The 13656-nt window shown below is 61.0% G+C and carries 13 protein-coding genes; 10 read left to right on the top strand and 3 right to left on the bottom strand.

Annotated elements, in window-relative coordinates:
- Window positions 1–45: 45 nt before the first annotated feature.
- Window positions 46–558: a hypothetical protein gene (locus NYE40_RS18450; RefSeq protein ID WP_028600538.1), complete on the bottom strand. Its 513-nt coding sequence runs from the start codon at window positions 556–558 to the stop codon at window positions 46–48.
- A 234-nt stretch (window positions 559–792) separates the two neighbouring features.
- Between NYE40_RS18450 and NYE40_RS18445 the strand changes: the two genes are divergently transcribed.
- Together NYE40_RS18445 and NYE40_RS18440 are read left to right on the top strand one after the other, a co-directional pair.
- Window positions 793–1653, top strand: coding sequence for a YheC/YheD family protein (locus NYE40_RS18445; RefSeq protein ID WP_307719990.1), 861 nt, complete (start codon window positions 793–795; stop codon window positions 1651–1653).
- 231 nt (window positions 1654–1884) lie between these two features.
- Window positions 1885–2028: a sporulation histidine kinase inhibitor Sda gene (locus tag NYE40_RS18440; protein ID WP_043111940.1), complete on the top strand. Its 144-nt coding sequence runs from the start codon at window positions 1885–1887 to the stop codon at window positions 2026–2028.
- 446 nt (window positions 2029–2474) lie between these two features.
- Here NYE40_RS18440 and NYE40_RS18435 read toward each other — a convergent pair whose 3' ends face one another.
- On the bottom strand, window positions 2475–3470 hold the full coding sequence (locus NYE40_RS18435) for an NAD(P)/FAD-dependent oxidoreductase (RefSeq protein ID WP_153784130.1): 996 nt from the start codon (window positions 3468–3470) through the stop codon (window positions 2475–2477).
- Window positions 3471–3673: 203 nt separating this feature from the next.
- Between NYE40_RS18435 and NYE40_RS18430 the strand changes: the two genes are divergently transcribed.
- From NYE40_RS18430 to NYE40_RS18405, 6 genes are all read left to right on the top strand, one after another.
- Entirely contained in the window at window positions 3674–4867 is a 1194-nt protein-coding gene (locus tag NYE40_RS18430; protein ID WP_028600541.1) for an NAD(P)/FAD-dependent oxidoreductase, read from the top strand.
- Complete coding sequence (locus NYE40_RS18425) at window positions 4867–5133, top strand: hypothetical protein (RefSeq protein WP_028600542.1); 267 nt, start codon at window positions 4867–4869, stop codon at window positions 5131–5133. The genes NYE40_RS18430 and NYE40_RS18425 overlap by 1 nt, the downstream gene beginning before the upstream one ends.
- Before the next feature lie 235 nt (window positions 5134–5368).
- Entirely contained in the window at window positions 5369–7141 is a 1773-nt protein-coding gene (locus tag NYE40_RS18420) for a sensor histidine kinase (RefSeq protein WP_153784129.1), read from the top strand.
- Window positions 7142–7275: 134 nt separating this feature from the next.
- Window positions 7276–8730 (top strand): extracellular solute-binding protein, encoded by a 1455-nt coding sequence (locus NYE40_RS18415; RefSeq protein WP_052333613.1) that lies wholly within the window; start codon window positions 7276–7278, stop codon window positions 8728–8730.
- Between the two features lie 102 nt (window positions 8731–8832).
- Window positions 8833–9756, top strand: a complete 924-nt coding sequence (locus NYE40_RS18410; RefSeq protein WP_228551651.1) for a sugar ABC transporter permease — start codon at window positions 8833–8835, stop codon at window positions 9754–9756.
- Complete coding sequence (locus NYE40_RS18405; protein WP_153784128.1) at window positions 9753–10628, top strand: carbohydrate ABC transporter permease; 876 nt, start codon at window positions 9753–9755, stop codon at window positions 10626–10628. The genes NYE40_RS18410 and NYE40_RS18405 overlap by 4 nt, the downstream gene beginning before the upstream one ends.
- A gap of 74 nt (window positions 10629–10702) precedes the next feature.
- Here the strand turns inward: NYE40_RS18405 and hemQ are convergent, their stop codons facing one another.
- Window positions 10703–11449, bottom strand: coding sequence for a hydrogen peroxide-dependent heme synthase (hemQ, locus tag NYE40_RS18400; RefSeq protein WP_028600547.1), 747 nt, complete (start codon window positions 11447–11449; stop codon window positions 10703–10705).
- Between the two features lie 185 nt (window positions 11450–11634).
- On the opposite strand from hemQ, the gene NYE40_RS18395 reads away from it, so the two are divergent.
- Together NYE40_RS18395 and NYE40_RS18390 are read left to right on the top strand one after the other, a co-directional pair.
- Window positions 11635–11922, top strand: coding sequence for a YuiB family protein (locus NYE40_RS18395; protein WP_028600548.1), 288 nt, complete (start codon window positions 11635–11637; stop codon window positions 11920–11922).
- Window positions 11923–12132: 210 nt separating this feature from the next.
- The gene (locus NYE40_RS18390) at window positions 12133–13644 is read left to right on the top strand and encodes a helicase DnaB (protein ID WP_101808039.1); all 1512 of its coding nucleotides are present in this window, start codon (window positions 12133–12135) and stop codon (window positions 13642–13644) included.
- Window positions 13645–13656 lie beyond the last annotated feature (12 nt).

Below are 13656 nucleotides of genomic sequence, written 5' to 3'. Positions count from 1 at the left end.
GAAAGGAGCTTTTGGTCGTGCCGGCTCGCTGGCGTCAAGCCTCGATCAGTCTTCGCGCCGCTTGCGAGAGAGCAGCAGGAACGAGCCGCCGAGGATGAGGACCAGCGCAGCATACGGATAATAGCTGTCCAGGCTGGCGGTCAGCGCGCTGATGGAAAAGACGGCGCCGAACAGCAGGCTCAGCACGATCAGGATGTTGATCGGAATGAGCAGCCACCGGTTGCGTCCGCCGAACCAGTAGAGCTCCCAGAGGCCGAGCGCGACGGCCAGGATGAAGCCGGGCCAGATCGAGCCCCAGTTGTCCAGCAGCATGGCGAACTGGCTGACAAGGCCGGCGCCGAGCAGGATCCCGCCGGGGACGAGCAGGCCGACCCCTCTGCGATTGAGCATGGAGAAGTACATCCAGTGGAAGAAGATGCCGAGCGGAATGACGAACAAGCTTGGCCAGAAGTGGCCGAAAATTTGCGCGGGCCCGATCCGGGCTCCCTGCTGGAGCATGAGATAGGCTCCGAGCAGGACGAGGACGGCGCCGAGCACGGCCTTGGCATGACGATTCATGGGAGATCCACCTTTCCTGATCCGATTCTTCGATGCCTCTACTTTATCAGCCCCTGCGGCATTTGTCCTCCATCCCGAGACGGAGCTCCTCCGGACGATAGGCCGAGACCGTTGAAGGACGATCGCCTGATCGCATTCGCAGGGAAACAGGGCGGTTCGGCCGCGGACAATCATCCAAGAGAACGGACGCCCGAAAGCATAGAATAGAGTAGAAGAAGAAAGGAGATCAAGAGGATGAACGAAGAGATTCGCTTGGAGGCGGCGCCTGCTCCCGAAGCCGCCGCCGCGCTCCCCGCTCCCGCCGAGCCGGTCCCTGCCGCCGCGGCCGAGCCGCTGCCGGCGCATGCCCCTGCCGAGGAAGGGGCGGCAGACGCCGAGGAAGAGCTCGCCTATGTGCAGAAGGTGCTGTCCAAGCCGTTTCCGAAAGGAGGCGCGAGCGGACGGATGCTGGCTAGCAAATGGGCGAAGACAGCCGCGCTGCTCGGCCATCCGTCGATCGCGCCGCATATTCCGCCGACCCGCCTCTATTCCGAAGCGGCGCTGAAAAGCATGCTCGACCAGCATGGGATGGTCGTCATCAAGCCGGTGCGCGGCACCGGAGGGCTCGGCGTCATCAAAATCAGCCGCGTGGACGGCGGCTACAGCTATTCGTCCGGCTCCAGCACGAAGCGGGCTTCGTCGATCGGCTCGCTGCATCTGGCGCTGAAGCCGCTGCAGAAGGGACGCTCCTACCTGATCCAGAAGGGCATCCATCTGGCGACGGTCGGCGGCCGTCCGATCGATTACCGCGTCAAGTACGTCAAGAACGGAGCCCGCTGGGAAATCCGCTCGATGGTCGGCCGCGTCGCCCGCTCGGGGCTGTTCGTCACGAATCTGTGCCGGGGCGGCAGTCAGCTGACGGCGTCGCAAGGCATCGGCCGCTCGCTGCCGGGAGCGAGCATCCGCGGCAAGAAGCAGGAAATGAGGAGGCTGACGCGGCTGTCGGCGGCGGTGCTGGAGTCCAAGTTCCCGGGCATCGGGCAGCTCGGCTTCGACTATGGCCTGGACCGGAGCGGCAAGATCTGGATTTTTGAAGTGAATACCCGTCCGAAGTAATCAAGGAAGAAATATCCATAAAACTTATTTATCGCTATTTCCGCGTATTCAGCTGTGTATAACTCTATCCACATCCTTCCCCTGATTTTTCCTCGGAATTCCCGTTCTACTCACATATTGTGCACATCTTGTCCACGAGAGACTGTGGATATTCGAACGCTTGTTCCTCGATTTCCGCTCATGCTAAGATTGGGAAGCACATCCAATCCGCAGCGGAAGGAGGCTGGTAAGATGGAGCTGTTGTCTGACGAATTGCTGATCGAAACCTACTTCAGCGCGGTTCAATTCAATCTGGACATGGAGTTCATCAAGCTGCTCGCAAGCGAGATCAAGCGCAGACAACTGAACCCGGAAATGATTCGACTAGGAGCCTGAAGCCCGAACGTGACGCCTGACAAAGAGGCCGCTACGGAGCAGCCGTAGGGCCAGCCGGAACCGCCCTACCCCAGCGTAAGCGGAACGCCGGCATCGCTGCTGTGCGAACAGACGGTACAATACAGCCTGTGCATGCAAACCGGTACCACCTGCCGCTCTTTTTCGGGAGCGAGCATCGACACGGCCGCGGCCGGCCCGTAAGGTGCGTACGGACCCGCCAGATCCTGTTCGGGGCCGCAGTCGAGCAGCGGCTCCAGGCAGCGAGGGCAGTCCGCCTCAAGCAGTCGAATGCCATTGCATACGGGACACATCATGAAAAGGGCATCCTCCCTCGGCATTGAAGTCGAGGTGTAGGATGCCCTTTGGCCGCTTCAGCTAGTCGAATCCGTCCGGCGGCGGCGCTCCGGAGCTCGGGGCTCCGGGCGAAAAAGCGGGGAAATCCGCGGCTACAGCTTGAGGTTGCTGCTGTGGCCGGGAGACAGCTTGGCGGTCGGATCGAGATACACCTTGGCGTTGTTGATCGCCGTCGGCGCCTCGCCGAAGCCGACGGCGATCAGCTTGAGCTTGCCGGGATAGGTCGTAATGTCTCCTGCGGCGAAGATGCCGGGGATCGACGTTTCCATGCGGGTGTCGACGACGATGCAGCCTCCTTCGATAGCGAGGCCCCACTCCGCGATCGGGCCGAGCGAGGAGACGAAGCCGAAGTTGACGATGACGTCGTCGACGTCCAGCGTCTGTTCCTCGCCGGTCTTGGCGTGGGCGAGCGTGACCTTCTCGACGTACACCTCGCCCTCCAGCCGCGCGATCTCCATCGGCACGAGCACCTCTACGCTCGACGCCCGCAGCTTCTCGACGCTATGCTCATGGGCCCGGAACTTGTCGCGGCGGTGGATGAGCGTCACGCTCTCCGCGATCGGCTCCAGCATGAGCGCCCAGTCGACGGCGGAATCTCCGCCGCCGCTGATGAGCACCTTGCGGCCCTTGAACTGCAGCAGGTCGGTGACGAAATAATGGAGGCCCCGGCTCTCGTATGCCGCCGCCTCCGGCAGCTCCAGCCGGCGCGGCTCGAACGCGCCGACGCCCGCCGTAATGATGACCGCGCGGGCGAGATGCGCGCCCTTGTCGGTGCGGATCTCGAATTCCCGCTCGCCGTGCTTGATCAGAGCGGTCACCTTTTCCTCCAGGCAGATCTCCGGGTCGAAATGGTCCATCTGCCGCCGCAGCGAGTCGACGAGCTCCTGCGCCGTCACCTTGGGAAAGCCGGCGACGTCGTAGATGTACTTCTCGGGATAAAGGGCGGCGAGCTGTCCGCCGAGCTGCGGCATGCTCTCGATCAGCTTCACGGAAGCCTGCCTCATGCCGCCGTAAAAGGCGGCGAACATGCCTGCGGGTCCTCCGCCGATGATCGCGATGTCGACCGGCTCTACTTTCACGTCTGTCATTGCCTCGCACCTCCAGATCGTGTTCCTTTCCCTTCCATTATACGTCTCGAGAGCGCGCGTAGAAAGCGCGCCTTCCTTGCGGCCTTTGTACGTTCTTCTAATATTTTTCGTAGGAATTCACCTTGAAGTGGCTCTTGCGGATTTGTTATCATGGCTTGAGTATAAATAAAGGGATTAGAGATGGATGGGAAGGGACGCACCATATGAGCAATATACCAAAGATCGTCATCTTGGGAGCCGGCTATGGCGGCATTCTGACCGCCCTCAAGCTGCAGAAGCAGCTCAACTACAACGAAGCCGACGTCACCTTGGTGAACAAGCATGATTACCACTATATCACGACCCATTTGCATATGCCTGCCGCCGGCACGGACAATCCGGAGAATGCCCGCGTCAACATCTCCAAGCTGATCGACGAGTTCAAGATCGACTTCGTCAAGTCCACCGTCGTGCAGATCCGCACGCAGGACAAGAAGGTCATCCTCGAGGACGGCACGCTGTCCTACGACTATCTCGTCATCGGCCTCGGCGGCGAGCCGGAGACGTTCGGCATCCCGGGCTTGGCGGAGCATGCGATGAGCATCCGCAGCATCAACTCGGTGCGTCTGATCCGCGAGCATATTGAATATCAGTTCGCCCGCTACAAGCGCGAGCCTCATCGCACCGACTACCTGACGTTCGTCGTCGGCGGAGCGGGCTTCACCGGCATCGAGTTCGTCGGCGAGCTGGCTGACCGCATCCCGCAGCTGTGCCGCGCCTTCGACGTCGACCGCTCGCTCGTCAAGCTGTACAACATCGAGGCGGCGCCGAGCGCGCTGCCGGGCTTCGATCCGGAGCTCGTCCAGTACGGCATGGACGTGCTCACCAAGAAGGGCGTCATCTTCCGCATCGGCACCGCGATCAAGGAATGCTCGCCGGACGGCGTCATCGTCGGCGACGGCGAGGAGATCCGCTCCAAAACCGTCATCTGGACGGGCGGCATCCGCGGCAGCCGCCTCATCGAGGAGGCCGGCTTCGAGACGATGCGCGGACGCGTCAAGGTCGACGACTACCTGCGCGCGCCGAGCCACGAGAACATCTACATCATCGGCGACAACTCGCTGATGTTCAACGAAGAAGGGCGTCCGTACCCGCCGACCGCCCAGATCGCGATGCAGCAGGGCGTCACCTGCGCCCATAATCTCGTCGCGGCGATCCGCAGCCAGCCGCTCAAGACGTTCGCCTTCAGCAACAAGGGCACGGTCGCCTCGCTCGGCAAGGGCGAGGGCATCGGCGTCGCCTTCGGCAAGAAGTATCTGGGCCGCAAGGCCGCCTGGCTCAAGAAGATGATCGATCTGCGCTACCTGTTCATCATCGGCGGCATCCCGCTCGTGCTGCGCAAAGGGAAGTTCTTCTAATGCGGCACTGCAGCGTCCAGGTGCGCGGCCTGCTGACCCGCGAGGAGCTCGACCGCTACAACGCGCTGATGGAGGTCGGCTCCTACCTGGAGTCGCAGAGCCGCCACGATCTGGCGTATGCGATCCAGCAGGAGGTCGACCGGCTGATCGTGCCGGGCATCGAGCGGCTCAAGGAGAAGGGCCGCCAGCGCGACCGCGACACGGAGGCGTATCTGAGCGCCAAGCGCGAGGCGGCCGAGCCGGACGAGGAAGAAGACGAGGACTAGAACCAGTGCCGCCCCCAGGCGGGTGAAAAATGGAACGCAAAATGAAGGACGGCGAAGCTTTCGCCGTCCTTTTTGGGCATTTTTCCAAAGGAAAACCGGCGGCTGGCGCTCGGCGAAGCGGAATCGTAGAATCGGACCTCATCTTCGTAATATAACCCATAACGTTCCTGTTTTTATCCTTATATAATGGGCCAATAGCGCGGCTTTGACTACAACTGCTCTGGGGGCGGGCCCGATGATGCATCGTCTGTACAAGCTGAATCTGAAGCAGCAATTCGTCCTGTTTTTTGTTTTGTTGATCGTGCTGCCTATCCTGCTCGCCTACTGGCTGGTCTCCGTGAAGGTGACCTCGGTGACGGAGAAGCAAATGGGCGATACGCTGTTCCAGCTGGCGAAGACGAGCCATCTCACGCTGGACGAGGTGATCGCCTCGGTGGACGGCACCTCGGAGAAGCTGCTGATCTCGCCGGAAATCAGACGGCTGCTGGATGCGCCCGTCTACACGGATTACGACCGGCTCAAGGAATATTTGGCTTTGGATCAGCTGCTCATGAGCTATTCGTCGCCGAATGCGATCAATTATTCCGTCTGCATCCCCGATCTGGCGATGCGATATACGTTCGCGCCGACGTCGGACGTGAAGCCGAACGGAGTGTTCTTCTCCTGCGATACGCTGCCCGGCGGCTGGTTCCAGGATGCGGTGAACGGACGGGGCTCCGGCATCATTCGCATTCTGGTCAAGCCTGGCGACAACGCGAGCAGCGAGAAGACGGCCGCCTATGTGCGGGGCATGACGAGCGCTCACGACAAGGACCGGCCGGCAGCCGTGCTCGTCATCACGGGCTTGAACAGCCTGCTTCAAAAAAATATCCAGTCGCTGCGCATCCCGAGCGGCGGCCAGATCGTGCTCCTCGACAAGTCCAATACGATTTTGGCCGACAATGTCGAGAACCTCGCGGTCGGCGATGTCCTGTCCGTGCCGGCGTCGGTGAGCGGCGCCGAGCAGGGCGTCATTTTGGAGCGGAACGGGCGCGAATCCTGGATGTACGCCTTCCACAGCAGCGCGGACAGCAAGACGAAGCTGCTGTTCAAGATTCCGCGCCAATCGATCGTCGGCGAGCACGAAGGGATCCGGCAGCTGTTCAATACGCTGATGATCGCCTATTTCATCCTCCTGCTGCTCGCCAGCCTTTATTTCATCCGCCATATTTTAAGTCCTCTGACGCGGCTGACGCGGCTGACGCGGTCGTTCGAGCCAGGACGGACGCTCGGCAACGACATGCGGGTCGACCGCCATGACGAGATCGGGATGCTCCACCAGTCCTTTATCGAGATGACCAAAAGGCTCAACCAGACCGTTCACGACAAGTATGTCCTGGAGCTGAAGCATAAGGAATCGGAGCTTGCCTTATTGCATTCCCAAATCAATCCCCATCTGCTCTACAACACGCTGGAATCGATCCACTGGCGGATTCGGCTGGAGGGCGGCGAAGAATCGGCGGAGATGGTCCGCGATCTGTCGCTGCTCATGCGCATCGGTCTGAGCCGGGGGGAGAGCCTCATTACGGTCGAGGAGGAGCTCCGGCATGTCGAGGCGTACATCCGCCTGCAGCTGAAGCGGTATGAGTACGGGTTCGTCGTCCACTGGGACATCGAGGAGGAGACGAAGGCCGTTCGGATTCCGAAGGTCATCCTCCAGCCGCTGGTGGAGAACGCGATCCTTCACGGCATCCGCAAAATGGGCAGCGACGGCCGCCTGAGCATCTCGCTGCGCGTCCAAGGAGGCGACCTGCAGATCGCGATCGCCGACAACGGCTACCGCGCGGCCGACATCTCTAAGCTCCATGCGATTTTGGAAGGCAAGCTGCCCCAGCAAGGGTACGGCATCACGAACGTGCACCGTCGCATCCGGCTTCATTTCGGAGACGGCTATGGCCTCTCCTACAAGGAGATGGCCTCCGGCGGCACGCAGGCCGTCATGGTGATGCCGCTCCATCCGGCCGACTGAGCGCGGGTGCCCGCCTCGGGAGCGAAAAGCGTAATTTTACACCTCACGCCCGTTAGATCGCACCTCGAAGGGAAGGGCGGTCCTACCCTACAATAAAGGTGCAAGCAAATATAGGGAATGCGAGGGGTTAGACCATGAATAAAGGGAAAAGCAAGCGCGCGCTGGCGTACGGCGGCATGGCGATGTTCGTGCTCTTGGCCGGATGCGGCGGCAATGCGAACACCGAAAACACGAAAACGAATTCGAACGCGAGCGCAAACGCGCCGACGGAAAATGCGGCTGCGAACGTGCAGGAGGAAGCGCCGCCTGCCGAAAAGGTGAGCATCGTCGCCTACGCGTACCCGCCGGACAAAACCGCGGAAAACGCCGCGCTCGACGCCCGGATCAAACGGTTCACGGAGAAAAATCCGAATGTCTCCATCACGCCGAAATACTGGAAATACGAGAACTCGGAAATCGCGATCAAGATGGCGTCGAACAGCGCGCAGACCGAATTCACGACATGGGCGACGGAGGGCAAGCTGCTGACCGACAAGAAGTGGATCGCCGATCTGAGCGACTACATGGCGAGCTGGCCGTATGCGAAGGATTTGAACGCGTTCGCTACGAAGCCTTTCGTCATCGAGGGCAAGACATACGGCATTCCGATCGATGCCTACGGCATGACGATTACCGTCAACAAGAAAATCTTCGAAGACAAAGGCGTGCCGCTGCCGCCGATGGATTGGACGATGGAGGAATTCATCGAAGCGGCGAAATCCGTGAACGATCCGGCTAAAGGCATCGCGGGCTTCATCCCGATGGGCAAGGGCACGGAGGCCGGCTGGAACTGGACGAACTTCCTCTACACGGCAGGCGGCGACATCCAGACCGTGGCGGACGGCAAGGTGACGGCGGCGTTCAACAGCGAAGCCGGACTGAAAGCGCTTCAATTCTACAATGACCTGAAGGTCGCGGGCGTCATTCCGAAGCAGTGGGCGCTCGGCTACGGCGACGCGCTGGCGATGTTCAACCAAGGACGCGGCGCGATGGTCATGTGCGGCAGCGGCAACGCGCTGGACGGCGCGATCAACCAGGGCGGCATCAGCAAGGACGACGTCCTGATCTATCCGATTCCTTCCGTCTCCAAAGGCGGCAAGCATATCGGCGTGGCCGGCGGCAACTACAAGGTCATCAACGGCCTGGCCGACAAGGCGCAGCAGAAGGCCGCGTTCGACTTCGTCGTCGACGAGTACTTCACGCAAGAGTACCTGGACGCGATCGATCAGCAGATCGTCGACCAGAAATCCAAAAACCAAGTGTACGTTCCGCAGCTGATCAACTACTGGAACGACGACTCCGAATACGGCAAGAAGTATCAAGCGGTTCTGGATAAGCATGACAACGTCTATAAATATTCCCCTGAGCTGATCCAGCTGATGGAATCGAAGCCGGAAGCGACGTACGAGACGCAGGCCTACTATGCCGAGATGGCGAACGTCATCCAGAAAGTGCTGATCAGCAAAGGCGATCTGGATCTGCAGAAGCTGCTCGACGACGCGGCGGCCAAGGTGCAGAAGGAAAACTTCGATAAAGTCAAGGTTCAATAAGACCGGCAGGCAAGGGGGACCGAGCGGACAAAGTTCGGCGTCCCCCTTTTCGATTGCCCGCACGGGCGATTGCGGCGGAAAGGAAGGAGAAGGGATATGGCGATGCAAGTTCAACCGCAGGCGCCGGCGAAGGCGGATGCGCCCCTTGCCCATGCGAGCCTGGGCAGGCGAATGAAAAAATACGCGTGGGGAAGCTTGTTTCTGCTGCCGGCGGTACTGATTTTCTTGTTGTTCCTGTGGGTTCCGATCGCCAAAGGGATCGGGTACAGCTTCTATCAGGTCGATTTCGTCAATGGCAATACGTTTGTCGGATTGCAGAATTATCAAGAAGTGCTCGGAAATCCCGACTTTTATACGGCAATCAAAAACACGCTGTATTACATGGGGCTGGCGCTCGTCATCGGCTTCTGGGTGCCGATCGCGATGGCGATCGGGGTGTCGGAGCTGAAATGGTTCCGAGGTCCGGCGCGCATCATCGGCTATTTGCCGAGCATCATCCCGGCCATCGTGCTTTACGGCATGTGGCAATGGTTTTACGATCCGATCGGCCCGATCAACACATTCCTGAATTTCTTGGGCTTGCCGAGCTTTGACTTCTACAGCAAAGAACACGCCATGTTCTCGCTCGTCATCTTGGAAACCTGGCAAAATTTCGGGAGCGCGACATTGATCTATATCGCAGGGCTGTCCGCCATTCCGAAGGACATGTACGAGGCGGCCGAGCTGGACGGCGCCGGCGTATGGGGACGGATCCGGTACGTGACCTTGCCGGGCATCAAAAATCTCATCCTGCTGCTGCTCGTGCTGCAGCTGATCTCCACCTCGCAAGCGTTCCAATCCCAGCTGATCATGTTCGGCGGCGGCCCGGACAACGGCACGCTGACCTATCTGCTGCTGACGACGCGCGAAGCGTTCACGTACTTCAACTTCGGCAAGGCGAGCGCGATGGGCGTCTTGATGTTTGTGTTCCTCGTCGTCTTCTCGCTGCTTACGATCAAGCTCAGAAAAGGAGATGATGCCGCATGAAGGCCGAGCAGGAGCGGGCGATCATGTCCCGCTATGATTTTCGCAAGCCGGCCGTCCGGGTAATCTACGGCTTCGTCGTGCTGGCGATCGCGCTCATCTCGGTGTCGATGCTGTACCCGTTCGTCAATACCGTGCTCAACTCGCTCAAGTCGACGCAGGAGTTTTTCGAGTTTCCCGCGCCGTTTTTCCCGAGCGAGTGGCACTGGAGCAATTACAAGGAATCGTTCGGCTACCTGAACATCCCGATGCATTTCAAAAACACCTTGCTCATCTTCGTCGGCAACACCGTCTTCTCGCTGGTCGTCCTCGGCTTGGCCGCTTACGGCTTGTCGCATATGCAGGTGCCGTTCAAAAAAGCGGTGACGCTCTACTTCATGTGCACCCTGCTCATTCCGGCCGCGTCGTACTTGATCCCGAACTTCTTGAACCTGAAGGATCTGGACCTCTTGAACCGATACTGGGCGTTCTGGCTGCCGGCAGGCGCCAATGCCTTTTATCTCATGCTGCTCAAAAACTTCTTCGACGGCATCCACAAGGAAATGCTGGAGGCGGCCCGCATCGACGGCGCTTCCGAGCTGCGGAGCTTCGCGATGATCGCCGTTCCGCTGTCCATGCCGATCCTCATCACGATCACGATGCTCGGATTCTCCACGACCTGGAACGACTTCTACTGGTCCAGCCTCGTCATGCAGGAGGACATGCAGCCGCTCGCCGCGGCGATCTATACCAAAATCATTTATGCCGGCTCCACGATCAACTGGAACGTGCGGTTCGCAATTCTGTCGATGACGCTGCTGCCGCCGGCGGTCATCTTCCTGTTCTTCCAAAAGTATATCGTCGGCGGCTTGAGCGCCGGCGCCGTCAAAGGATGAAAAGCGGGCCTGGCCTCGCATAAAAAAGCCGCTTCCCAAGAGGGAGCGGCTTCATCTTTTGGCGGGCGCGGATCTTACACCTGGAGCAGCTTGACCAGCTTGTCCGCATCGAGCCGATTGCCGACGTAGAAGTCGCCGAAATCGCCGTAGCGGGCGCTCACTTCGTCGAAGCGCATCTCGTACACGAGCTTCTTGAACTGCAGCGCGTCCTCCGCGAACAGCGTCACGCCCCACTCCCAGTTGTCGAAGCCGACGGAGCCGCTGATGATCTGCTTGACCTTGCCGGCGTACTGACGGCCGATCATGCCGTGGCTGCGCATCATCGCGCGGCGCTCGTCCATGCTCAGCATGTACCAGTTGTCGCCGCCGTCGCGGCGCTTGTTCATCGGGTAGAAGCAGATGTGGCGGGCCTTCGGCAGCGTCGGCTTGAGGCGCGCGACGATGTCGGGATTGGACATCGGGTCCTCGCCCGGCTTGCTCATGTAGTTCGACAGCTCGACGATGCTGACGTACGAATACGCCGGCTTCGTGAACGCGGCGAGCGGGCTCTTGTTGAAGCTGGTCTCGAGCTCATTCAGCTCCTCGAGCGTCTCGCGCAGGTGCATGAGCACGAAGTCCGCCTTCTGGCCGACGATGGCGTAGAACGCCGTGCTGCCCTGGCGCTGCTCCTCCTGGGCGCTCCAATCGGCGAGCATCGACTGGATCGCGTCCAGCGCGGCGGCTCGCTCTCCTTCTCCGGCCTGCTTCCAGGCTTGCCAGTCGATCGTGCGGAAATCATGGAGGACGTACCAGCCCTCCAGCGTTTGTGCGGCATCACTCATCGTTGCATGGCTCCTTCCTTCATTAAAGGGAGCGGCGTACGCTCCCGAATTTCGCTCGTAGATCCATTCCCCATTGTAGCCGATCCACCCGTCTTCGTCGAGCCGGACGGCCTTTTGCAAATTGACTTGCCAGGGGGCTTGGCATAAACTGAAAAGGAACGCTAGCCGAAGGGATGATTGGCCGCATGCTTCAAATCGTGATTGCGATGGTGTTGTTTTTTGTCATGATGTTCGGGATCGGCTTCATTCTCAACATGCTGATGAAGACGACTTGGTTCCCCATCTATCTGTTCGTCATCGTGCTGGTGCCGCTTTACATATGGTCGACCTGGGATCACGCCGCTACCTTCAGCGCCAACCTGGCGGAGTTCACCTTCATCGACTGGCTGCCCGTCGTCGCGGCGCTTGTCGGCGCCTACGTGAGCGGCTACGCCATCCGCGCCCTGCGGATCGGCGGCTACAAGATGTTCTAGGGCGCAGGCCGGACAGGCGGCCCGCTTTTCCAGACGGTTCCACCGGAGCCGTGGGAGGAGCGGGCCGTCCTCTTTTTCGGCGACGCCTCCGGGAGACGCAAATGGCAAAAGGAGGCCGCCGCTTTCTCGTGGCGAATGCTGTCGGATGCGGCCGCTCTATGATAAACTGATAGGACGAAAAACGGATTTGAACGGAGGAGAGGCACGCCCATGCGCATCGGAAGCAAGCTGGCTTTTACCGAGCATCACCGGTTCTGCGTCTACCGGGGCTTCGCGCTGAGCCCGCTCGACCAGCGGATGCTCGCGCTCATCTATCAGCCGATGACCGGCGGAGCGGCCTCTTCTCTGTATCAGCTCCTGTACCATCAAGTGGACGAGGGCTACAGCGGCTACTCTCCGATGGACGCGCAGCGCAGGCTGTTCCTCGGGCTCGGGCTCGATCCGAGCGAATCGGGACGCCGCGAGCTCATGCGCTGCGCCTCCGTGCTGGAGGCGCTCGGCCTGCTGACGACCTGCCGGCTGTTCCTGCCGGGGCAGGAGGAGGTCGTCTACGAGTACGAGCTGCATGCGCCGCTGTCTCCGGCGGAGTTTTTCCGCAGCCAGCATCTCAGCATGCTGCTGCGCGACAAGGTCGGCAAGTACGGCGTCGTCGCGCTCCAGGAGACGCTGCTGCGGCGAGAGCCGGACGAGCTGGCGCAGCATGAGCTGCAGAGGGAGAATATCTCGATGCCGTTCTACGAGCTGTTCCGCCTGAGCGCCGCCGTGGACGCCGAGCTGGAGCAGGCGCTGGAGGAGTCCGCGCCTCTCCGGCAGCCGCCGGAGCCTGTCGCCCAGCCGGGAGCGGGCATCGAGTACGGCGACATTCTGTACCGCTTCCCCCGCGGCTCGCTCAACCGGCCGTTCGTGGAGCGGATGCGCGGGGACAAGGACGCGCTCGCCCAGCTCAACTACATCGCCTACAAATACGAGCTCGGTCCGGCGGATCTATGCCGCCTGCTCGACGAGGAGGACGCCTTCGACCGGCGCGGCGGCATCCAGACCGACGCGCTGCAGCTCAAGGCGGCCCAGCTGCATCGGCAGGACCGCAAGCGCGAGGAGGAGCGGCGCGCCGCCGGGTCGCGCCTGCAGGAGGAGGCCGACGCCGAGCTGCCGGAGCAGGGCGTGCAGGCCGAGCATTACTTGCCGGTGCCGTCCCAGCTGACGGGACGCTGCGACATCCAGCAATACAACATGCTCATGCGCAACGAGCCGCATACCCGCTTCCTGAAGCGTTTCTTCCCCGGAGCGGTGCCGGACTGGATCGAGCGGCAGTTCGAGCGCATCGACCTGCACTATCGGCTGCCGGCCCCGGTCATCAACGTGCTCGTGCATTATGTGTTCGGCATGAAGGGCTCGGCGCGGGTGACCAAGACGTTCATCGAGGCGGTCGCTTCGAACATGCTCGTGCAGCAGGTCGACGAGTTCGAAAAGGCGGTGCTGTACGTGCGCAGCCAGACCGAGCTCGAGCGCAGCAAGGAGGCGGCCGAAGCCTCAGGCGCGGCCAAGCCGGCAGGACGCGCCGCCGCCGGAGCGAGAAGCGCGGGCGGGTATCGGCGCGGAGCCGGCCAGCCGCGCAAGCCGGTGCTGCCGGTCGTCGGCGACGATGCCGCGCCGGAGCCGGAGATCAGCGATGAGGAGCTGGAGGAGATGCGCAAGCTCGCGCGCAAGCTCGACGGGCGCTAGCGCAACGAGCCG

The sequence above is a fragment of the Paenibacillus sp. FSL W8-1187 genome, assembly GCF_037965485.1.
In the GTDB taxonomy this organism is placed as follows: domain Bacteria; phylum Bacillota; class Bacilli; order Paenibacillales; family Paenibacillaceae; genus Paenibacillus_O; species Paenibacillus_O pasadenensis.
This window is presented reverse-complemented; position numbering and strand designations above follow the sequence as displayed.

Coding starts and splice junctions, on each gene's coding strand:
- NYE40_RS18405 (WP_153784128.1), top strand. CDS start 9,753: ATGAAGGCCGAGCAGGAGCGGGCGATCATGTCCCGCTATGATTTTCGC.
- NYE40_RS18410 (WP_228551651.1), top strand. CDS start 8,833: ATGCAAGTTCAACCGCAGGCGCCGGCGAAGGCGGATGCGCCCCTTGCC.
- hemQ (WP_028600547.1), bottom strand. CDS start 11,449: ATGAGTGATGCCGCACAAACGCTGGAGGGCTGGTACGTCCTCCATGAT.
- NYE40_RS18415 (WP_052333613.1), top strand. CDS start 7,276: ATGAATAAAGGGAAAAGCAAGCGCGCGCTGGCGTACGGCGGCATGGCG.
- NYE40_RS18445 (WP_307719990.1), top strand. CDS start 793: ATGAACGAAGAGATTCGCTTGGAGGCGGCGCCTGCTCCCGAAGCCGCC.
- NYE40_RS18440 (WP_043111940.1), top strand. CDS start 1,885: ATGGAGCTGTTGTCTGACGAATTGCTGATCGAAACCTACTTCAGCGCG.
- NYE40_RS18425 (WP_028600542.1), top strand. CDS start 4,867: ATGCGGCACTGCAGCGTCCAGGTGCGCGGCCTGCTGACCCGCGAGGAG.
- NYE40_RS18450 (WP_028600538.1), bottom strand. CDS start 558: ATGAATCGTCATGCCAAGGCCGTGCTCGGCGCCGTCCTCGTCCTGCTC.
- NYE40_RS18435 (WP_153784130.1), bottom strand. CDS start 3,470: ATGACAGACGTGAAAGTAGAGCCGGTCGACATCGCGATCATCGGCGGA.
- NYE40_RS18390 (WP_101808039.1), top strand. CDS start 12,133: ATGCGCATCGGAAGCAAGCTGGCTTTTACCGAGCATCACCGGTTCTGC.
- NYE40_RS18395 (WP_028600548.1), top strand. CDS start 11,635: ATGCTTCAAATCGTGATTGCGATGGTGTTGTTTTTTGTCATGATGTTC.
- NYE40_RS18430 (WP_028600541.1), top strand. CDS start 3,674: ATGAGCAATATACCAAAGATCGTCATCTTGGGAGCCGGCTATGGCGGC.
- NYE40_RS18420 (WP_153784129.1), top strand. CDS start 5,369: ATGATGCATCGTCTGTACAAGCTGAATCTGAAGCAGCAATTCGTCCTG.